Source organism: Methylosinus sp. DMC45 (assembly GCF_056313885.1).
Genome location: NZ_JBQUZK010000054.1, coordinates 17,285 through 37,990 on the forward strand (window position 1 = coordinate 17,285; position 20,706 = coordinate 37,990).

Consider the following 20,706-nt stretch of genomic DNA (forward strand, 5'->3'; position numbering starts at 1 on the left):
ATGTGAATATCTCACGAAACTCTCACCCGAGCGCTGGGCCCGAAATTCCGACGCGCTGTGGCGCCTTTGCCACATGGACGTGACGCTTGCGGCGCAGATCCGGGGCGCTTGTCATCGGACGCCGGATCGGGAAGAGTCGGACGGTCGCACTCGTGGCGAGTCTATAGGATAGTAGACGCAGGGAGCGGCGCGTGAAGGCGTAAGTTTCCGTGATAACTCGCGACCTGCGAGACGTCGTGCTCGTAATATTGAAAGGCGAGGCGCTTCTCGCGTCGCTCGCGCCGCCAATATTCATTCACGAAATCCGCGCGCGAATAGACCAGGCCTCGAGGTCGAGGAACCTCCACCCCATCGAAGCCGCGCTGGATGGCCAGCCGCTTGGCGACATGGAACGCCTCGCAGTGCGGCTACGGAGATTCCGGCGTGATCGGGCCCGGGGCGGCTCGTGGCGCGACGGGCCGCGATTCGCGTGAGGCGTCGCTCGAGGCCGCGTCAGACATACCCGAGCCTCTCACTCGGCGCTGAGTGTCTCGTCGGAACGATGACGCGCGGGCTTCGCCATGAGGATCGGCGTGATCGTCTCGATCTCGCGGCCGTCATGCTCGAAAGCGATGCGCTTCAGCGGCGCGCGATAGAGCGAGCAGAGATTGTCCTCGGTCAAAATCTCGTGCGCCCTGCCGCCGAGATAATCGCCTTGCCCGCGCATCAGCAGCGCCTCGTCGGCAACCGCCAGAGCATGATGCGGATGATGCGTCGTCATCACGATCGTCAGCCCGTCGTCGCGCGCGAGGGCGGAGATGCGCTCGAGCACCAGCGACTGGTTCTCGAGGTCGAGCGCCGATGTCGGCTCGTCGAGCACGAGAATATCGGCTTCCGCGACGAGCGCACGCGCGAAGATGACGAGCTGGCGCTGGCCGCCCGAGAGCTCGCCGAAGGGTCGCTCGGCGTAGTCGGCCATGCCGAAGCGGTCGAGCGCGGCGAGCGCCGCCGCCTCGTCGGCGCGCGAGGGCTGCGAGAACAGGCCGATCTTTCGCGCGCGCCCCATCAGCGCCATGTCGAGCGCGGTATAGTCGAAGGTGACCTCGAAGAGCTCCGGCACGAAGGCGATGCGCCCATTCACCGTAAGGGAGCCCTCGCAGGGCTTCAGCGCGCCGATGAGGAGATGCAGCAGCGTCGTCTTGCCGCGGCCATTGGGGCCGAGCAGCGCGAAGACGCGGCCGCGTGCGACGCGCATGTCGCAATGGCGCAGCACCCATTGGTTCGGCCGATAGAAATAGCCGAGGTCGGTAAGGGCGATCGCCGGCTCACTCACGCATCCAGCCTTTCGATTGCGTCTTCCAGAACAGGAAAGCGAAGATCGGCGCGCCGACCGCGCTGGTCAGCAGACCAATCGGAATCTCCTGCTCGGTCGCGCTGCGCGCGATATCGTCCATGGCGAGGAGATAAATGCCGCCGAGACAAGCGGAGGTCGGCAAGAGGCGTGTATGCTCCGGCCCGACCAGCATGCGCGCGAGATGCGGCACGATGAGCCCGACCCAGCCGACGCCGCCCGAGACGGAGACCTGCGCGGCGACGAGCAGGGCCACGAGGCCCATCAGTCCCCAGCGGAGCGCCTCGACATTGACGCCGAGCGCCGCGGCGTCGGTCTCGCCGAGCGAGAGCAGATTGATGCGCCAGCGCAAAGCGAGCAGCGCCGCGCCCGCAAAGAGCGTGACGCCGGCGACGATCGCCACTTTGTCATAGGTCGCGCCGGCGAAGCTGCCGAGCAGCCAATAGACGATGGAGGGCAGCTTCACGAGCGGATCGGCGAGCGTCTGCAACAGGCCGACGAGCGAGCCGCAGAAGCCGCCCACGATGACGCCGGAGAGCACGAGAGCGAGCGTGCTGGCGCGTCCCGTGAGCCGGGCCAGCGCGAAAGCGGCGGCGAGCGCGCCGAGGCCGGAGCCGAAGGCGAGGCCGACAATGGCGAGAGGCGGCCAGGACAGCATGATGGCGGCGACGCCGCCGAGCGCGGCGCCGGAGGAGACGCCGGCGATCTCCGGCCCGACGAGCGGATTGCGAAAGACGCCCTGCATCGCCGCGCCCGACATGGCGAGCCCCATGCCACAGAGCGTGACGAGCAGAATGCGCGGCATGCGCACGATCTCGACGACGACCCAGGGGGCGTTCTCGTAATCGCCAACGGCGTTGATCGGGAAGGTGGTGAAGACGATGCGCGCGACATCGGCGAAGGGGACGGGATAGCGGCCCAGAGTCAGCGAAAACAGCATGAGGAGAGCAATGGCTATCGAGAGAAGGATGGAAACATGATCGGCGCCCGGCTTGTGAAGCATTTCCGACCCAATCCCCATCATAAGGTCCTACCTGCGCGCTGAAATGCGCTATCTATGTAATTACGTTATATTGATTTTTCGACGAGAAAAAGCCGTTTCTTCGAGCGCCCGTGCCCTCGACATGCGGCACAGGCTCGTCGCCTGCTTCGGCGCCCTATGGTCACAACCGCGCGAAGTCGGACAAATAGCGGAATAGCGAAGAGCGACATCGAACGGCTTCGATAAAGAGAGGACGTTTGGGGAGAAGGGATGCCGTTCTGTGTCCCTCGACAGCAGCGGAGACCGTGGACGGCGGCGGGCTCCGCCAGGATCTCGGACGAACGCCATGCGCGCGCGGCGGCGTCCGGCCTCCAATATCGATTTGTCCAAAAATTGTGTTACATAACGGACAAAATATCTATTCGTTTTCAGACAAATAAAAAGGCGTTGACTGCTTTCAGCTATTCTGTTGGCTATATGGCGTCGCCCTTTCGTTCGAGCTCGCCGTGCCTCGCAACCCGCTGCTTCCGAAACCGCAGAAAAAGCCGATCCGTTGGCGCATCGGAGCCCTCAAAGGCACGATCGGCGTCCCTTCGATGGCGGCCGCGGCGCCTCTCGCGACAGTCGAAGAGTCCTGCGAGCGCTTTTACAAAAAGGATCCTCGCGGCCGGAAACCAAAGTCGCCCGCGAAGGCGCGCCCGACTCGGGATCTTCGGCGAGATTCGGGTCATTTCGAGACGATCGAAACGCGCACGCCGCCCTCCTATCCGAACGCCGGAAAAATCGACTTCTGCTCTGGCGGTCTGCTCGGCCATACGGTCGCGAGCTGGGCGTCGGCGCTGGATATGGTCCCGCTCGATCACGGCCCGGTCGGCTGCGGCGCCTATGGGCAGACCATGCGCCTGACGGCGCCCGGCCATCTCCAAGGGGTCGAGAGCTTCGGCGCGCTTCATGCCTGCACCGACCTTCGAAGCGAGGATATCGGCGACGCCGGCGACCGCCGCCTCGCTCGCGCGATCGACGAAATCGCGGAGCTGTTTCCACTGGCGCGCGGAACAGTCATCGCGAGCGAGGAGCCGATGCCGGCGCTCGGCGCCAATATCGCCGGAATTGCGAAAACCAAAATGGCGGAGCAGCGAAGGCTGATTCTGCCGCTCTGCGGCTACCGGTCCTGGGTGGTCGAGACCGCGGCCGCGCTGCGCGCCGCCGAGCTGCTGCATCCGCTCGCGACGAGCAGCAGCAAGCGCGTGGTTCTCCCTTATTCCCGGGAGGCGACCGCGCTCGTCTGGATCGTCAGCAAGCTGCTGATGGAGATCGGCCTCGAGCCTGTTCATGAGATGACGCAATCATCTGCGATCGATCTCGCCCGCGTGAGCGATTGCAAATTGGTGATTGGATTCGCGAGCAAGGCGGACGCGCTCGATGAGCGATTGCGCGGCGGCTACGCCGATCTGCTGCATCGATGGTTCGCGACGCCGATCGTCTGGACATGCTTCGAGAGCCCGTCCATGACGACGGCCTCTTTGCGGTCCATCGCGAAGCGCTTCGATCGCCGTGTCGCGCGTCGCGTCGACGCGGCGATCGTGAAGGGCGAGGCGCTCGTAGCGAAGACCATCGAGCTTTATCGGCCGCGGCTAGAGGGAAAGCTGGTTCTGTTCTTTCGGCCGATGACCGAGGCGCAGCTCGAGCCCTATCGTCTTCTCGGGCTCCGCATCGGCGACGCATCGGGCTGGACAGGCAAGACGGGCAAGCAGCGCACGCCACGCCTGAAATGCTGCGGCGACGATCCAGACGAGAGAGCGATCGACTCGTACATATCCGAAGCGAAGCCCGATCTCGTGATGCATTTCGGCAATGGCGAAACGCGCGGCGAATATGAATGGCGCAAACGCGGTCAGGTCGCGCTTCCCTTCTCGCCTTTCTTCGACCGAAAGGGCAACGCCTTCTGGGGCTATGATGGCTTCGCGTGTCTCGCGGCCGCTCTCGACCGCGCGATGAATGCGACTTGGCGGGATCTCGTTCAGCCGCCTTGGTGACGTTTCTGCGTCGATATTTTCAGCCATGACTGGAGCTTTGAAAGTCGCACCTTCGCGGCGCGGGGACGCGCGTCCGTGCGTCTCTCATCGATGTGCTCCGCGTCACGGCTTGCGAATCTCAGTCCGGCCGCCGAGCGGCAACCACGGGGGTGCTGAAGGATGAAGACCACGACACATTCTGCGAGCTGCATGATCGCTCGCGCTCTGCTGGCCAGCGCTTCGGTCGTCGCCATCATGGGCTCGCTCGGCCGAGCCAGCGCGCAGGAACCGACGACGCTTCCTCCGATCGATATCGCCGCCACGCGCGCCGCCAGCGATCACCGAGGCGGTGGCGCGAATGGCGGCGCCGCGGCCGGCTATCGTTTCGACGCGACGTCGACGACCGGCCCTTGGGGCGAAAGGGCGTTACAGGATACGCCTTATTCGGTCTATTCGGTGAGTGCTCCTTATATAGAAAACCGCGTCTTCTCGACGACGGACGAGGTATTCCGCGTCAATCCGCTCACCCAGCTCAATATGGGGCAGGGGCGCGGCTACGGCTCGGCGATCTTTATCCGTGGGGTCAAGCAGCAGAGCGGCTTCAGCCAGATCGACGGCCTCAACATGTCGGGCGTCACCGATCTCATCCTGCCCTTGGAGGACAAGGAGCGCGTCGATGTTCTCTCCGGCCTCTCCGGCTTCCTCTATGGACCGGCGCATGTCGGCGGACTCGTCAATTTCATCACCAAGCGGCCGACGCCCACGCCGTTCTCGAGCGTGACTTTCGGCAATTATGGCGGCTCGCAACCTTTTGTGCATGTCGACCTCGGCGGCCCGTTCGAGAAGGGAAGCGACTTCGGATATAGGCTCAACTTCGTGAAGAGCAGCGGCGAAACGGCGATCGACGACAATTTCGTCGACAGATGGCTCGTCAGCGGCGCGCTCGATTGGCGGCCGCTGCAGAAGCTGCTGTTTCAGCTCAATTATTCGCATCAGCATATCTACGAGAAAGGCACGCTCGCCGATTGGGGATCGTTCAACGGAACCTTCCCGCATTTCAGCGCGAGCATTCTCGATCCCGCGAAAAATTATGGCCAGCCATGGACGTTCAACAAGAACGACATGGACGTGCTCGGGGCCAATGTCACCTATGACGTGACGCGCAATATGAAATTTCGCGCCGCCTATCAATATGTCGACATTGAGAGCGAGAACCTCTATGTGGGCGATAATATCGCCTATAGCAATGGTTCATACTCCTATTCACTCGCATCTCTCTATAATGCGCCGCATGTGCAACGAAATCAGGCATGGTACGCCTTCACCGACTATGACCTCGACCTTCTCCCGATAAAAGCCAAGACGACATTCGGACTCTACGGATCCAGCTACTCGCTACGCCAGCATCAGGACAACACGCTATTCAAGGGCCTCGGATCTTTTCCTGTTTCCGCTGATCCCGTCTATGTCACGCGTCCGATCTTCACGAATGGCGCGCAACCGTATTTCCGACAGCAGCAGCTGGATCAAACGAATTGGATCATCGGCGAGGACATCGCTTTCAACGATCAGTGGTCGCTGCTCGCCGGCGCGAGCCTCGCCAATATAAAGGCGACGAATTTCAATACCAATGGAACGGTGTCGAGCTATTTCGACAAGACCAGGCTCACGCCGACCGCCTCCCTGATCTATAAGCCGCTGCCCTGGCTGACCGGCTATGGAACCTACATCCAATCGCTCCAAAATGGCGGAACCGCCTCGACCAGCTTCTCCTCATTGCCAGTGACCAACGCCAGTCAGGCGCTCAGTCCGACGACCAGCGAGCAGGTCGAGATCGGCGCGAAAGCCAATATCTCGCAAATTCTTCTGACTGCCGCTCTGTTCCAGATCGACAAAGCCAACACCTTTTACAAAGCGAATGGCGCCAGCTACACATTCACCAATGATGGGCGGCAGCTTCATCGCGGTCTCGAAATGACGGCGACCGGCAAGATATTCGATGATCTCACCGTCACCGGCGGCTTCACGCTGCTCGATGCGAAGATCACCCAGACCAACACATTCTATCTTCTCGGCCAGCCTCCCGCAGGCTCGGCGAAAAACATGGGGAAGCTCTATGTCGAATATCGCCTGCCCTTCGTGCCGGGGCTGACATTGACAGGCGGCTTCAACTATGTCGGCCCACAGGTCGGGAATGTCTTCGCGCCGACGAATGTGCGCGCGATCGAATGGCTGCCCTCTTACGTGACCGGCGACATCGGGCTACGCTACGAGACCCGCATTTTCGATACGGAGACGATCTGGCGCGTCGACATGACCAATATCGCCAACGCATCCTATTGGCAGCAGACTGAAATGCTGGGAGCGCCGCGCACCGTCGCTTTTTCGGCGACCGCGAAATTCTAAAGGGACGAAGATTGCGTTCTTTCACGACTGTGAGCCTCGCTTTCCTGCCGATCCTGGGCCTGGGATTGGCGGCGGCAGGCCCGCATGTCGCATCGCCTTCGCCACATAGATCGATCAAGGATATGAGAGGCCGCGACGTCACCGCCGCGGTCCCGGCGCGCCACGCCCTCATCTTTGCGCCAGTGGCCTCGATCTATCTCACGGTAGACGGAGATCCCGGACATATCGCCGCTGTCAGCAGTTCACGTTCCGGCGGAAACGAATTGAGTCGCGGGTTGCTTCGTCGCGCGTTTCCCTCGGTGCGCGACCTCGCGCCGGCGCCGACGTCAGGAGGCGACACCGCCGTGCCCGGCGACCCGGAAGCTATTCTGATGACGCGAAGCGACGCGATCCTGTCGTGGTCCTGGTTCGCCGCGCCCTTGCTGAGAATCGGCGCGCCATTGGCGCAGCTCGATAGCCGAGCATCTGGCGATGTGTCGCACAGCGTGGAACAGCTCTGGCGCTTGATCGGCGCCGTCGCCGACAGGCGAGAGCGTGTGGATTTCCTGATTCGTCGTCACTAGGCGGAGCTCGGCGCTTTTTCGAAGGAGCGCCCCGCCGCGCCGGTTCGTCGCAAGGTCGCTTATCTCTTCCAGATCGACCCGCTGATCATGGCTTTCGGCGGAACGGGCATCGACGCCAATCTCGATCAGGTGAATGCAGAAAATGTCGCAGCCTCGCTCCATGCTCCTCATATGACGATCGAGGAGCTGATCGCGCGCGCGCCGGATGTCATCATAATTTCTGGCTATCCGAGAGACGACGCCGTTCATCGCTTGCTCGACAATGCGGCGTTACGATGCGTGCCCGCGGTCCGATCACGACGAGTCTATCGCGAGCCGCGTGGTGGAATGCGCATGGAAGGATTGGTCGAGGAGCCGATCATGCTGCAATGGATGTCCGAAATCATCTATCCAGAGACAGAGCGGCGATTTCGCAGTAAGCTGCGGCAGGCTTATGCGGATGTCTACGGCTTCAGCCTCACGGACGATGCGATCGACGAGACCCTGGTTTTGCGAGAGAATGCGGACTCGGCGGATTACGCCCGCTTCCTCGCTTCGACCGACACGGAGCGACGCTGAGCCATGCCGCGAGAAATCATCGTCACTGGCGTTCATCTTCACGCCAACGCCGCGCCATGCTTCCATCATTGCCGCTATTGCCAGCTGAAGAGCTACAGGCTGCGACCAGCGCCTTTCGAACGCTTTGTCGCCCTGATCGAACGCTTCATCGAATGGCGCAATGACGGACACCAAGATTTCGAGATCGCGCCTTGGTATGGGAACAGCCATGATTATTCATTGGCGACCACCAAAGCGCTTCGCGAGCTGGAGAAGAAGCTCGGCTGGACAAGCCATGTCGTTCTGCTCGGCGGCGTCGCGCATCGATCGCGACAAGAGATGAAGCAATGGCTGCTGGAGCGGCGTGATCTCGGGATCGACACAGTGGTCGCGACGTTCAGCGGCCATGGCGCTCGCCACGATCATTGGAACAATATGGCCGGCAACTACCAATTCCAGCTCGACGCCCTTCACTTGGCGGCGGAGATCGGCATGAAGCTGCAACAACGTATTTTGCTGATCCGCGACAGCGTTCCAAGCTTGGACGAGCTGCTGGACGATCTGGACCGCGTTCCAGCGACGTCTCGCGAACGCTGGGCCATTCCGCTTTTCTATTCCGGCGTGGCGCGTGGTCTCGAGGAGCAGCGTCTGACAGAGGTGGAGATCGATTCGCTTCCGGCGCGCGTCAAAGATTGTCTTCGTGATGACAGGTCCAATTGGCGATCCGAAAAAAATTGGATCGAGCATGTCCGCCAGTCGCCCGATGACGAAGCGGAAGCGATGGCCATCAACCTCCCGCTCGATGAGCGAAGTCTCGATTGGGCGGATGCGCGCTCCTGCGATCAAATCATCACAGAACTCGTAGCGCGCTGGCGTGCGGCCCATCTCGCCGCGCCCTCTCGCAAAGAATTATGCGAAGGCTATGGCGACGTCGCCAATGATAGGCTGTATTTCAACGTGCAGCAGATGGAAAAAGCTTGGTTCGATCGCTACAAGAAGGACAACATCGGTCGGTTCGATATCACCGCCACAAAATTTTCGTGAATTCCACGGCTCCATTGCCGCCCGCGCGGGAGGGCCGCCGAGCATCTCGAACGTGCAGCGTAGGTCACGCCATCGTCCGACGAAAGTATGTTGGAATGGCTCGTGAGGGTTCATTCGTGGACTGGAGCCGACAAAGCCCAGGAAATCGAGGAGCCGCACGCTCGAGAGCCGCGCGGCCGGACCCTGAAGTGCGTCGACTCATGGTGCGCGAACCCGAATCCCAGGATACCAGGAAAGTTCAGCCTACTCGTGAACCGCGAACGAGGGAGCGACGACGTTGCGGCATTCTCAGAGCAAGCGAGCTGTCTCCTGACACAGACACCCTTGCCCGCGAAAAACAAAATTCGATCGACATATTTCGCCGCGCGTCAGCCCGATCAATCGTTGCGTAGCTTCGACTCGACGACCGAGGCGATGTCGCGGAGTCGCGGATCGGCGCGCCGTCGCGGACGCGCGACGTCGATCGCGACCGAGGCGCGAACCTCGCCCGGCTTGCCCCCGAGCGCGATCACGCGATCAGCGAGATAGACCGCTTCGTCGATATCATGCGTCACGAAGAGAATCGTCTTGCCCGTCTCGCGCCAGAGCACGAGCAGATCATCCTGCAAGCGTTGCCGCGTCGGCGTGTCGAGCGCGGAGAACGGCTCGTCCATCAGCAGCACGTCCGGCCGCACTGCGAGCGCGCGCGCCAGGGCGACGCGCTGCCTCTGTCCGCCGGAGAGCTGATGCGGAAAGCGTTCGCCATAGCCCTCGAGACCGACGCCGCGCAATGCCTCCAGCGCGCGGATGTGGCGCTCCTCTTTCGAGAGCTTTGTCTTCTCGAGGCCGAGCGCCACATTGGCCTCGACGCGTCGCCAGGGAAGCAATCGCGCATCCTGGAACACCAGCGCCATCGCGCAATCGGATCGCGAGTCGAAACGCAGCACGCCGGCCGAAGGTTCCGCGAGGCCGATGAGCACGCGCAGCAAGGTCGATTTTCCGACGCCAGAGGCGCCGAGAATCGCGATGAATTCCCCGCGCGCGATGGTAAGATCGAGCCGTTCCAGCACAGCGACATGAGCGCCGTCATGGTCATAGCCGAGCGCCAGCTCCTCGATCTCGATGAGCGGCGGCGGAGGCGTCACGCCTTCCATGTGAGAAGCCTCGATTGTGCGAAGATGAAGGCCATGTCGATCAGGCCATAGAGCGCCGCCATGGTCAGCATGTAGACGACGACGATATCGGTGGCGAGCAGGCTGGATGCCTGATTCATGCGCTGCCCGAGGCCGGCGACCCCGAACAATTCGGCCGCGACCACCGCCATCCAGGCCTGGCCGAGCGAGGTGCGCACGCCGACGAGAATGCCAGGCAGGCTCGCCGGAAATTGCACCTTCACCAGCTTTTCCCACCTGGTTCTGAAACCGAATGCGGCCGCCACCTCGACGAGATCGCGATCGACATTGCGAATGGCGCCGTGAGCCGAGAAATAGACGATCCAAAACACTCCGATGGCGATGATGAACACCGCCGCCTTCTCCTCGACGCCGAACCAGAGAATAGCGAAAGGAATCCAAGCGAGTCCGGGGATGGGACGAAGAATGCGCGTGATCCAGGCCGTCGCCCATTCGAGCGGCGGATGCACGCCGGTCGCCACGCCCGCCGCAGCGCCGAGCGTCACGCCGACGAGCAGCCCGGCGAGATAATGCGAGAGGCTCGCGCCGACGCAGGCGAGCCAGACGCCATTCTGCAGCTCTCGCCAGAAGGCGCCGGGCAATTGGCTGGGCACGGGCAGAAGCGCGCGCGCTCCCGGCGTGAGCATGGGAATCAGCTCCCATGCGCCGAGGAACAGCGCGAGACCCAGCAAGGAGGCGAGGCGCTGTTTCACTTCGCCTCTCCTGCGTTCTGTTCATCGCCGAAGGTGATGAACAGCGCCGACGACCACACTTTCGCGTCGTCGCGCTGACGGCCGAATAGATAGATCGGGCGGAATCCGAACGGGCCGTTGCGCGGCTCGAGCGTGAAGCGTCCCGCGACGTCGCGTGGAAGCGGCGCGTCTGTGAGACGCTCGAAAGCAACGAACATTTCGGCCCCGCCGAGCTCCCATCGCAGCTCGCCCGTCTCGAGCAGCTTGCTTCCCGTCGCCTCGAAACGAAACTCCGGCGCATGGACGAAAGGCGCGGGAAAGCGCGGATCGCCGACCTTCACGAAACCGCCGATCGTTCCCTCGACGACAAAGCGCGCGGCGGAAAGATCATCGATCTCGAGCTCCAACGCGTCGGAGTCGCCATAGGTCTCCGAGCGAAAAGCGATGTCGGTCGCTCCCGAGCGCCATGCGCTCTCCTCGTCATGCTCGAAGCCGACGCTCGCAAAGCTGCGCACGACGGCGCCCTGCACGCGTAGACGACCGTTCCAGCTCGCCCAGCGATAGCGATCCTTTATTCGCGCGCCGCCCCAGCGCAGCCGCGCGCGCGTCCGCGAGAAGCCGAGCTCGGCATGGAGATTTCGGCGCCAGAGCAGCCCCTCATGGTCGAAGGCGGCGATCTCGTCGAAGCCGGCGTCGCCGAGGAAGCGATAGTCGATCTCGGCCGGCCCTCGATGCGCGAAGGCGTCGCCTTGGAGGCAATCGCCGCAGCGGACGATGAGCGCGACATGTTCGCCGGTGGTCGCGAAACTATGACGCGCGCGCAAGGCGCGGCCGATCGTGACGCGGTCGAGGCTTTCGGCGAAAACGCCGGTCAGCCCTCCGCGCACGCCGAACACTTGCACGCCGGGCGCGCCGCCGCCCGGCCGACCGCGATGCTCGTCGCTGTTCGCGCAGACGCCGAGCCGATAACCGCGGGCGATCACGTCATGATAGAGCCAGGGGAAATGGCCCCAGGCCGAGGCGATCTCGACGAGCCGCTCGAGCTCGGGGTGGTGCCAATCGGCGATATAGCGTCGTCCGCCGACATGTGGCACGACGAGATGGGTCTCCGGCGAATGGCCGTAAGCGTCCCACAGCTCGTTCACCGGCCAGCGGCCGAGCTCGACCTTCGGAGACTTCATGTCCTCGTTCCAGGACAGAGTCCGATTATGCCGCCCTTGCGCGTCGTAAGGAAAATCTGGCTCGTCGTCGCCGAGGAAGATCACCTTATGATCGCCTCCCGCCGTCGAGCTTCCGCACCATTCCTGCACCGGATAGGTCACGAAGCGCCCTGGCGCGTCGAGCGCGTTCACAGCGGCGACGCCGTCATGCCAATTGGCGTCCGTGATCTGAAAATCATTGGCCGTGTAGCCGAATATATCGACGCCGCCGACATCGCGCGCGAAGGCGGCGTTGTAGGAGGGGCTGTTGGTGCCGACCGTGTCATGCGCATGAACATGCAGATCGGCGTAGAAGCCGCGCGGCGCCGGCGCGTCCGCGAAGACCGAGAGATAGGCCCGAGCCGTGGGAATCGCGTGCGCCTCCGGCTCGGCGGCCAGCGTCACGTCTCCCCGATCGGTGGGAACATCCTCTATTGCGACGCTCGCCCAGCCCTTTTCGGGAAAGACGAGCTCGCGGGAGGCGATCGTGTCGGCGCCCGCGAGAATCGAGAGATGGATGCGACCGGGAAAATCGCTGACGATATTCCCCCAGCGATCGAGCGCCGAGAGCCGGAATGGCGCGCGAGCGCCCGGACGCACGAAACGCGGGCCGACGAGCGACAGCCGCGCCGGCGCGCCGGCGACGATGCGCAGCGAGACGTCGCCCGGCACGGCGACATAGCGCGACGTGCCGAGCGGGTCGACATAGGCGCGAAAGCGAAAATCATCGTCGACGAAGGTCTGGACCCGCGTGCCAGGTCCGCCGGCGCGGCGATCGCCCAACCGGATGACGATATGGTCGCCCATGTTGAGATAGCCGTCGATCACATCGACGATCATGGCCTTCTGATAAGGACGCTCATGTCCTTTTTGATCGAAGCGGACCGAAAGATGCTGCACGCTCGCCGGCGATTGTCCGGGAGCCAGCGGACCGGCCTGATATTCGACGCTGAGATAATCGGCGCCTTTCGGGTCGACGGTCTGGAACAGCGCCCAGTCCGAATAAAATTTGAACGTGGCCTTGAAGGTCGCGCCGTCGGCGACGCCGCTCGCGCCGACTTCATAGTCCAGAAGGATTTCCCGCCAGGATCCGGCCTCCGCTTCGTCGAGGCTGCAAGTGAGCCGGCCGGCGAAGGGAGCTTGCTTCATCTTCTCATAGAGCCCATCTGGCGCGACCGGCGCCGAGGGTCGCGATCCCGATGGCTGGGTCCGCGCGCTATCCTTCTCATCCGACAATCCGGCCCTCCTTCTGTTCTATTTCAACCATAGACTAAATCATCATATTGACGCAAACTCACCCCGTCACAATTCGAGACGGAGGAAAATCAGTGTCGAAGAAGCTCGTCGCGATGGCCATGGCCCTCGCCTTCCACGCCAGTGGCGCCGCCGCCGAAACAGTGACCGCGCGCGTCGGGGTCATCCCGGTCATCGGCGCGGCCCCCCTGTTCGTGGCGGAGAAGGAAGGCTGGCTCCACGAGAGCGGACTCGATCTGCAGACCAAGGTCTTCGAGAGCGGCCCCAATATCGTTCAGGCGGCCGCGAGCGGCGGCATCGACATTTACATCGGGGGCGTCGCGCCTGCCGCCGCGGGACGGGCGAAGGGCATCGATCTGCGCGTCGTGGCGGCCCTCGCCGTCGACGAGAATGTGCTCGTCGGCGGCCCCAAGCTCAAAGCGTTCTTCAAAAAAGGGGTCGCGCCAGCGGCGGCTTTCAAGGCCTTCCGAGCCGCCAACGGCCGGCCGGCCAGGATCGCCACCCAGCCGCCCGGCTCGGTGCCGGCGGCCAATTTACAATATTGGCTGCGCGAGGCGACGCATACCGATCCGTCCGACGTCGAGATCGTCTCCATCGGCATAGACGCGACGCAGCAAGCTCTGCTCGCGAACGCCGTGGAAGCCGCGACGGTCCGCGAGCCGACGCTGACGATCGTGCAGAAGGCCAATCCCGAGATCACGCTGATCGCCGGAGGCTCGGAGCTGTTTCCCGGTCAGCCGGGCACGGTCGCGGCGGTCTCGAAGGATTTTCTCGAGAAGCACCCGCAGCAGACGCGAGCGCTGGTCGACGGGCTCGTCCGCGCCGTGGAGGAACTGCAGAAAAATCCCGATCGCGCCGCGCCCCATGTCGAAGCGGCGCTGTCCAAGGGAATCGTCGACGGCGCGACCATTCGAAAATCACTGTCGTCGCCAGCCGTCCATTTCGTGGTCGATCCGAAATCGATCATAGAATCGACCAAAGCGCTTCTCGCCTATCAGGTGAAGCTCGGCGTTGCCGACAAGGCGCCGAGCGTCGACGGCCTTTTCGATTCGAGCTTCTTCGACAAGACGACGAGCGAGAAATCCTCGAAGAAGTGAGCCAATGTCGCGCTGCCCTCGATCGCGTCGCTCCCGGATCGAAGCTATGGGCGCAAGTGAAGGCGGTCGCGCTGCTGAGCGCAGAGAGATAAATGCGGGCCGGATCGCTGCAAGTCGCCGGCCCCGCGGACGCTCACCAGCCGCCGCCCAGCGCCCGATAGAGTTGGATGGTCACGGCCGACTGCGCCATCTGTGTTTCGAGCAGATCATTCTCGCGCTCGAAGACGTCGAGCTCGGCGTTCAGCACGTCGCCGAACGTCTTGCGGCCGCCTTCGTATAGGCCTCTCGAGGCCTGATGATTGCGCCTCGCGCCGATGAGCGCGGCGTAGAGACGCTCGCTGCGCCGATCCAGTCCACGGCGTCGGCCATAGGCGTTCTCGACGTCTTCGAGCGCCTGGAGGACGGATTTGTCGTAGTCGGCGACAGCCGCTTCGAGACGAGCGTCATTCGCCGCTATATTGGCTTCGATGCGCCCGGCGGTGAAGATCGGCAGATGCGCGGTGAGGCCGACCAGGCCGCCTGTGCCTTGAAGGCCAGGGATTCCCTGAAAGTGCAGCCGGCCGTCCTGACCGAGGAACTCGATCTGGAAGCGCGGCAGCAGATCCGTCTTCGCGCTGGTCAGGCTCGCGATGCGAGCGCGCACGACATCGACGCGGGCGCGCACGTCGGGGCGACGCTCCAGCGTCTCGCTCGGGAGCTGGCCTCGCGGAGGCGACGGGACGAGGAACGGCCCGGGCGCCGGCAACGAGACGGGCGGCTCCGGCGGACGACCGGTCAAGACCGCGAGCCGGCGTTGGCGCGTCTCGAGCGCCGAAAGCAGGTCCGGCCGCTTGCTTCGCTGGGTTTCCAATCGCTCTCGAACCAGCGTCACATCATAGGCGAGCGCCTGCCCCGCCTGGTAGCGAGCCTCCACATAGCGGAGAAGCTTGCCGAGAGTCTCGACGGAATGGTCGAGAACGAGCAGCCGTCGCTGCAGCCCTTTGGCGTCCTGATAGTTTTGGGCCACCTCGGAGACGACGATCATCCGCGCCCCGTTCGATTGTTCCTCGACTCCGGCGGCGTTGGCGCGGGCGGCTTCGGCGTCATAGCTGCGGGCACCGAAAATATCCGGCTCCCAGCTCGCCGCGAGGCCGCCGATATGGGCGTCGACGCGGCGCGCCTTGCCGGGAATGAAATCGACGACTGGATTGCGCCACTTCACATCCGCCTCCCAGAGACCGGCGTCTGCGCCGAGCGTCGGATAGAGAGCAGATTCCGCGACCGTGACCAGGGCGCGCGCTTCCTCGACGCGCGCCTTCGCAATGCGCAAATCTGGATTGCCGGCGAGCGCCTCGGCGATCAGGCGATCGAGCAGCGGATCGCGCCAGACAATCCACCAATGGGCGAGATCGAGCGAAGCGGGGGAAGCGCCGATCGACGAGGTTTCGTCGAATGACGCCGGCGCCACGACGGTCGGCGACGGCGGCGTGACGTCGAGCTCACGACAGCCGGCGATGAGAAGAGAGATGAGGATGGCGGCGCGCCTCATCCCTGCCTCGCCAGCATGGAGCGGAAGCGCGACAGCGCCAGAGACAGAAATATCGCCCCCGAGGCGATCACCACCACGATCTGCGGCCAGACCGTGTCGAGCCCGGCGCTGCGATAGAGGACCGCCTGCGTCATCGAAACGAATTGCGTGGTCGGCGCGAATCTCACGAGCCCCTGCACCGCCTCCGGCATGCTCTCGACCGGAGTCGCAGCGCCAGAGAGGAGGTAGGCGATGGCGTAGACCGGAACAGAGAGCAGGCCGAATTGCGGCATCGTCGGAGCGAGCGTCGCCAGCCACATGCCGAGCGAGGTGACGGAGAAGAGATAGAGCAGCGCGCCGAAGGCGAAGAGGCCGATGGAGCCTGCGATCGGCACGCCCAGCCATTTCTGCACGACGAGCCAGAGGGACAGCATCGTCGCCGCGAGAATGACGAGGCCATTGGTCATGATCTTCGCGATGGCGATCTCGCTCGCCCGTACCGGCATCACCAGCAGATGCTCGATCGTCCCATGCTCGCGCTCACGGATCACAGCGGCGCCGACCAGGATGATCGACAGAACGGTCAGATTGACGACGATCTGCATAACGGAGGTGAACCAGAAAGAATCGGTGTTGGGGTTGAATTCTATGCGGCTGACGACGCGGATCGGCAAGCTCGACTCTATGCTCCTCGCGCCGAGGAATTTTTGCGTCTCGACGACGAAGATCTCGTTCAGATAGCCGGCGCCGAGACCGGCTTGCGTCATCGCCGTGGCGTCGACCAGCACCTGCACGGCGGGCTTGCGCCCTGCGAGGACGTCGGCCTCGAAGCGCGGGGGAATTTCGATCACGAAAATATAGCGGCTCTGGTTCATCGCAGCCGCGACATCCTCCCGCGCAATCTCTTCGGGCGCGATGAAATAGGGGGGAAGGATCGCGTCGCGCAGGCGTCGCGACAATTCCGAATGATCGCCGTCCATCATGGCGACGGAGGCGTGCGAGACCTCCGCCTTCACGCCTTCGGACATCAGCTGAACGGCGGCGGTGAAGGCGAAGACGATGAGCGCCATCAGCGTCACGTCCTGCAGCAGGCTGCGGAGCTCTTTTCCGCTGAGCAGAGCGACATTGACGAGCCAGCGTCCCATGGCTCGCTACGCCTCCTGCTTGCGGAGGAGAAGCCGCGCGCCGATGAGATACAGCGCCGCGAAGCCGCCGAGCGCGAGATAGTTCGGAGCAAAGCTCGAAAGGCCGAGCCCCTTGGTGAAGCAGCCGAGGCTCACGATCTGGAACCAGGAGGAGGGAAAGCCGACGCCGACGGCGTAGGCGCCGCCGGTGAGCGTCGAGATCGGATAGAGAAGGCCGGAGAAATTCACCGAGGGGATGAGGCAGATGATCGCCGTGCCGAATATCGCTGCGACCTGCGAGCGAACGAAGGCCGAAATCAAGAGCCCGAGCGCCGTCACGGCGAGAATGAAGAGCAGCGCGCCGAGCGTGAGCGCGAGAAAGGAGCCGTGCAGCGGCACGCGGAGAATGAAGATGGTGATGAGCGTCAGGCTCAGATAGGAGACCATCGCCACGCCGACATAGGGCAATTGCTTGCCGACGAGAAACTCGCCGATCGTGGCGGGCGAGGCGTAGAGATTGACGATGGAGCCGATCTCCTTCTCGCGGACGACGCCGAGCGCCGTCAACATCGTCGGGATCAGGATCAGCGCCAGCATGACGACGCCGGGCGTGATCGCATAAATGCTGCGGAACTCCTGATTGTAGATGAAGCGAGGCTCGACGGAAATCGGCAGCGAGGCCGCGGCTCTCGCGCGATCGAGGCTCGTGACATATTCGAGGACGACGCCCGTCGCATAGGCGCGAATGTTCGACGCGGTGAAAGGCGCGGCTCCATCGATGAAGAAGCCGACCTCGGGTTGCCGGCCCGCTTCGAGGTCGCGGCCGAATGAGGGCGGAATCTCGATGGCGAGCTGGGCCTCGTGGCTGCGCAGACGCGCCTCCATCTCCGCATGACTGCGCGAAGGCGCCATCTCGACGAAATAGCGCGAGCCCGCGAAGCCGCGCAGAAATTCCCGGCTGGCGAAAGTCTGGTCGCTGTCGAAATTCGTGAAGCGAATATTCTCGACATCGAAGGAGATGCTGTAAGCGGAGACCAAGAGAAGAACGATCGGGCCGAGCAGCGCGAAGGCGAGGCGAGCCGGATCGCGCGCGAGCTCCATCGTCTCGCGACGCGCAAAGGCGAGAATGCGTCCCGCCCAGCCGGTCGCGCGATCGTCGAACATATCGGTCGGCTCCGGCTCGGGCGACGATGCTTCGTCCGGCGACGGCGCGGGGCGCGGAGCGGCGGCCGATGCGCTCTCTTCCGCCTGCTCGAGATAGAGGATGAAGGCGTCCTCCAATGTCGCCGCGTTCTTCTCGCGCCGCAGCTCATCCGGCGCGCCGACGGCGAGAACCTTTCCGCGATGCATGAGCGATATGCGGTCGCAGCGCTCCGCCTCGTTCATGAAATGCGTGGAAAGGAAGATCGTCACCTGCTTCTCGCGCGAGAGGCGGATGAGATGACGCCAGAACATGTCGCGCGCGCCGGGATCGACGCCGGACGTCGGCTCGTCGAGGATCAGCACCTCGGGCGAATGCAGGCAGGCGGCGGCGAGCTGAAGTCGCTGACGAATGCCGAGCGGCAGAGACGCGGGCGAATGGTCCGCATGTTCTGCGAGCGCGAAATCGATCAGCGCGGCGTCGACGAGCGACTGCGCGCGATTGCCGCCGACGCGATAGAGCCGCGCGTGCAGAGTCAAATTCTGCCGCAAGCCGCGTCTGCATATCGCCGGCGTCGATCGTCCGGCCGAGCAGCTTCGCCGTCCCGCTCGTGGCGTCCAGCAAGCCGGTCAGCATTTTCATCGTCGTCGTTTTGCCGCAGCCATTGGAGCCCAGAAAGCCGAATATCTCGCCGCGTCCGATGCGGAAGCTCACATTGTCGACGGCGACGAAATCATCGAAGCGACGAGTCAGCGCCTCCGCCTCGATCGCCGGCGCGCCGCCGGGGTCGCGATAGGGCGGAATCTCGACTCCCGACGCCTGCGCGCGTCGGCTTTCCGGCAGCAGCGAGACATAGGCCTTCTCGAGCGTCGCCGCGCCCGTGCGGGCGAGCACATCCGCCTTGGCGTCCGCGATGAGAATGCGGCCGTTATCCATCGCCACGAGATATTCGAAGCGCTCGGCTTCCTCCATATAGGCGGTGGCGACGATCACCGTCATCTGGTCGCTCTCGCTGCGCAGCTCGTCCACGAGCTCCCAGAACTGACGACGCGACAGCGGATCGACGCCGGTCGTCGGCTCGTCCAGGATCAGGAGCTGCGGATCGTGCACGAGCGCGCAGCAGAGCGCGAGCTTCTGCTTCATGCCGCCAGAGAGCTTTCCCGCGGGCCGATCGGGAAATGGATCGAGGCCCGTCGCTCGCAGCAGCCTGCGAATGCGCGCGTCGCGTCGCCCCGCGCCGAGGCCGAAGAGACGGCCGAAGAAGTCGATGTTCTCATAGACGGACAGCGTCGGATAGAGATTGCGGCCGAGCCCCTGCGGCATGAAGGCGACATGGGGGAGAAAGGCCTCCCTCTCCCGTCGCTCGCGCAGATCGGCCCCCAAGACGTGGACCGCTCCCGTCTGAATCTTCTTCACCCCCGCGATGACGCCGAGCAGCGTCGACTTGCCGACGCCGTCCGGGCCGATCATCCCGATCGTCGCGCGCGCCGGCAAGGACAGTGAGACATTCTCGAGCCCGCGAACATCGCCATAGTCGTGGTAGAGGCCCGAGATTTGGATGGCGGCCGGCGCCTTCGTCTCCTCGGCGGCGGTCATTTGGCGTGTCCGAGAGCGAGCGAGGACGGCCAATGGCCCGTCGGGTCGACGCGCACATAGCCATTGCCGGTCATGCCGGCCTTCAGCCTGCCGTCGAGACGGCGGGCGGCCTCGACCGGAATTCTCAGCTTCACGCGATAGACGAGCTTCTCGCGCTCGCTGGCGGTCTCCACATATTTCGGCGTGAATTGCGCTTCGGCCGCGACGAAGGAGATGGTCGCCGGCAAAGGCGGCCCGTCGAACGCGTCCAGGGCGACGCGCGCCTCGTCGCCGATCGTCAGCCGTCCCGCCACCGCCATGGGAAAGAAGACGGTCATATAGACGTCGTCCGTCTCCAGCAGCGAGGCGATCCGCCCGCCGGAGGGAAGCACCGCATCCTTCTCCACAATTCGATATTCGATGCGCCCGTTCACCGGAGCGCGGATCGTCGTCTCGTCGAGGATCGCTTTCAACCGGGCGATTTGCGCCTCGGCCTCCGAGAGCGCATTGCGGGCCTCCTTCACGGCGGCCTCGGCGGCGGCGGCGCCGGCCGTCTCCGCATCCTTGGCGATACGCCGCCGGTCGAGCTCGACCTGCGAGACGAGCGCCTTGCCCCGCATCGTCGCGGTCTCGGTCATCTCGAGGCCGGCGAGCCGCAGATTGTTGCGGCGGACGTCGAGCTCCGCCTCGGCGCGTCCTATGGCGCTGACGGCGCGCTGATGCTGCGCTTCGGCTCCGGCGATCTGCGCTTTGATCTCGGCCGCATCCTGGCGAGCGAGCACGGCTCCAGGGCGCACGACATCGCCCTCACGGATCGGCAAATCGATGATGCGCCCTGCATATTTGACGGCGATGTCGATGCGCGTCATCTCCAGCCGCCCATTCGCGCGCGAGACATAGGCCGGCAGAGCAGGCCTATGGCTGCGCCACCACCAATAGCCCGCCGCGGCCACGCCGATGACCAGCAGAGCGAGGAGGATTCGGGCGATCCCACGGTTCATCGAGAGCGCCTCAACCCTTCCTCCGGCGGCCGGCGGGGGCCATGGTCGAGCGCAACATTCGACGAACCCCGTGGCCCGGCTCTGCGAT

General features: G+C 63.8%; 14 protein-coding genes and 1 pseudogene. 6 read left to right on the forward strand and 9 right to left on the reverse strand.

Going from position 1 to position 20,706, the window contains the following annotated elements; translation table 11 throughout:
• Positions 1 to 511: 511 nt before the first annotated feature.
• Both ACT53T_RS18330 and ACT53T_RS18335 read right to left on the reverse strand, forming a co-directional pair.
• Positions 512 to 1,312 (reverse strand): ABC transporter ATP-binding protein, encoded by an 801-nt coding sequence (locus ACT53T_RS18330; RefSeq protein ID WP_476162314.1) that lies wholly within the window; start codon positions 1,310 to 1,312, stop codon positions 512 to 514.
• Positions 1,305 to 2,333: a FecCD family ABC transporter permease gene (locus ACT53T_RS18335; RefSeq protein ID WP_476162315.1), complete on the reverse strand. Its 1,029-nt coding sequence runs from the start codon at positions 2,331 to 2,333 to the stop codon at positions 1,305 to 1,307. The genes ACT53T_RS18330 and ACT53T_RS18335 overlap by 8 nt, the downstream gene beginning before the upstream one ends.
• A gap of 485 nt (positions 2,334 to 2,818) precedes the next feature.
• On the opposite strand from ACT53T_RS18335, the gene ACT53T_RS18340 reads away from it, so the two are divergent.
• The 5 genes from ACT53T_RS18340 to ACT53T_RS18360 all read left to right on the forward strand — a co-directional run bounded on the left by ACT53T_RS18340 (position 2,819) and on the right by ACT53T_RS18360 (position 8,877).
• Positions 2,819 to 4,348 (forward strand): nitrogenase component 1, encoded by a 1,530-nt coding sequence (locus tag ACT53T_RS18340; RefSeq protein ID WP_476162316.1) that lies wholly within the window; start codon positions 2,819 to 2,821, stop codon positions 4,346 to 4,348.
• Between the two features lie 189 nt (positions 4,349 to 4,537).
• The gene (locus tag ACT53T_RS18345) at positions 4,538 to 6,733 is read left to right on the forward strand and encodes a TonB-dependent receptor (RefSeq protein ID WP_476162317.1); all 2,196 of its coding nucleotides are present in this window, start codon (positions 4,538 to 4,540) and stop codon (positions 6,731 to 6,733) included.
• Positions 6,734 to 6,855: 122 nt separating this feature from the next.
• The gene (locus ACT53T_RS18350) at positions 6,856 to 7,296 is read left to right on the forward strand and encodes a hypothetical protein (RefSeq protein WP_476162318.1); all 441 of its coding nucleotides are present in this window, start codon (positions 6,856 to 6,858) and stop codon (positions 7,294 to 7,296) included.
• Positions 7,297 to 7,383: 87 nt separating this feature from the next.
• Positions 7,384 to 7,854 (forward strand): substrate-binding domain-containing protein, encoded by a 471-nt coding sequence (locus ACT53T_RS18355; protein WP_476162319.1) that lies wholly within the window; start codon positions 7,384 to 7,386, stop codon positions 7,852 to 7,854.
• Positions 7,855 to 7,857: 3 nt separating this feature from the next.
• A complete protein-coding gene (locus tag ACT53T_RS18360) occupies positions 7,858 to 8,877 on the forward strand; it encodes a hypothetical protein (protein ID WP_476162320.1) in 1,020 nt (339 codons plus the stop codon).
• A gap of 377 nt (positions 8,878 to 9,254) precedes the next feature.
• On the opposite strand, the gene ACT53T_RS18365 is transcribed toward ACT53T_RS18360, so the two are convergent.
• The 3 genes from ACT53T_RS18365 to ACT53T_RS18375 are packed head-to-tail and all read right to left on the reverse strand — an operon-like array spanning position 9,255 to position 13,068.
• Positions 9,255 to 10,010 (reverse strand): ABC transporter ATP-binding protein, encoded by a 756-nt coding sequence (locus tag ACT53T_RS18365; RefSeq protein WP_476162321.1) that lies wholly within the window; start codon positions 10,008 to 10,010, stop codon positions 9,255 to 9,257.
• Entirely contained in the window at positions 9,998 to 10,741 is a 744-nt protein-coding gene (locus ACT53T_RS18370; protein ID WP_476162322.1) for an ABC transporter permease, read from the reverse strand. Before ACT53T_RS18370 ends, ACT53T_RS18365 begins: the two co-directional genes overlap by 13 nt.
• Positions 10,738 to 13,068, reverse strand: a complete 2,331-nt coding sequence (locus ACT53T_RS18375) for a hypothetical protein (protein ID WP_476162323.1) — start codon at positions 13,066 to 13,068, stop codon at positions 10,738 to 10,740. The genes ACT53T_RS18370 and ACT53T_RS18375 overlap by 4 nt, the downstream gene beginning before the upstream one ends.
• A 179-nt stretch (positions 13,069 to 13,247) precedes the next feature.
• Here ACT53T_RS18375 and ACT53T_RS18380 point away from each other — a divergent pair, with 179 nt between their 5' ends.
• Positions 13,248 to 14,270: an ABC transporter substrate-binding protein gene (locus ACT53T_RS18380; protein WP_476162324.1), complete on the forward strand. Its 1,023-nt coding sequence runs from the start codon at positions 13,248 to 13,250 to the stop codon at positions 14,268 to 14,270.
• A 133-nt stretch (positions 14,271 to 14,403) separates the two neighbouring features.
• Here ACT53T_RS18380 and ACT53T_RS18385 read toward each other — a convergent pair whose 3' ends face one another.
• From ACT53T_RS18385 to ACT53T_RS18400, 4 genes and pseudogenes are all read right to left on the reverse strand, one after another.
• Positions 14,404 to 15,798 (reverse strand): TolC family protein, encoded by a 1,395-nt coding sequence (locus ACT53T_RS18385; RefSeq protein ID WP_476162325.1) that lies wholly within the window; start codon positions 15,796 to 15,798, stop codon positions 14,404 to 14,406.
• Positions 15,795 to 16,922: an ABC transporter permease gene (locus ACT53T_RS18390; RefSeq protein WP_476162326.1), complete on the reverse strand. Its 1,128-nt coding sequence runs from the start codon at positions 16,920 to 16,922 to the stop codon at positions 15,795 to 15,797. The genes ACT53T_RS18385 and ACT53T_RS18390 overlap by 4 nt, the downstream gene beginning before the upstream one ends.
• Before the next feature lie 6 nt (positions 16,923 to 16,928).
• Positions 16,929 to 19,638, reverse strand: a pseudogene (rbbA, locus tag ACT53T_RS18395) (ribosome-associated ATPase/putative transporter RbbA).
• Positions 19,635 to 20,618, reverse strand: coding sequence for an HlyD family secretion protein (locus ACT53T_RS18400; protein ID WP_476162327.1), 984 nt, complete (start codon positions 20,616 to 20,618; stop codon positions 19,635 to 19,637). Before ACT53T_RS18400 ends, rbbA begins: the two are co-directional and overlap by 4 nt.
• Between the last annotated feature and the right edge of the window lie 88 nt (positions 20,619 to 20,706).

Coding starts and splice junctions, on each gene's coding strand:
- ACT53T_RS18335 (WP_476162315.1), bottom strand. CDS start 2,333: ATGCTTCACAAGCCGGGCGCCGATCATGTTTCCATCCTTCTCTCGATA.
- ACT53T_RS18345 (WP_476162317.1), top strand. CDS start 4,538: ATGATCGCTCGCGCTCTGCTGGCCAGCGCTTCGGTCGTCGCCATCATG.
- ACT53T_RS18350 (WP_476162318.1), top strand. CDS start 6,856: ATGAGAGGCCGCGACGTCACCGCCGCGGTCCCGGCGCGCCACGCCCTC.
- ACT53T_RS18355 (WP_476162319.1), top strand. CDS start 7,384: ATGGCTTTCGGCGGAACGGGCATCGACGCCAATCTCGATCAGGTGAAT.
- ACT53T_RS18360 (WP_476162320.1), top strand. CDS start 7,858: ATGCCGCGAGAAATCATCGTCACTGGCGTTCATCTTCACGCCAACGCC.
- ACT53T_RS18365 (WP_476162321.1), bottom strand. CDS start 10,010: ATGGAAGGCGTGACGCCTCCGCCGCCGCTCATCGAGATCGAGGAGCTG.
- ACT53T_RS18375 (WP_476162323.1), bottom strand. CDS start 13,068: ATGAAGCAAGCTCCCTTCGCCGGCCGGCTCACTTGCAGCCTCGACGAA.
- ACT53T_RS18385 (WP_476162325.1), bottom strand. CDS start 15,798: ATGAGGCGCGCCGCCATCCTCATCTCTCTTCTCATCGCCGGCTGTCGT.
- ACT53T_RS18390 (WP_476162326.1), bottom strand. CDS start 16,922: ATGGGACGCTGGCTCGTCAATGTCGCTCTGCTCAGCGGAAAAGAGCTC.
- ACT53T_RS18400 (WP_476162327.1), bottom strand. CDS start 20,618: ATGAACCGTGGGATCGCCCGAATCCTCCTCGCTCTGCTGGTCATCGGC.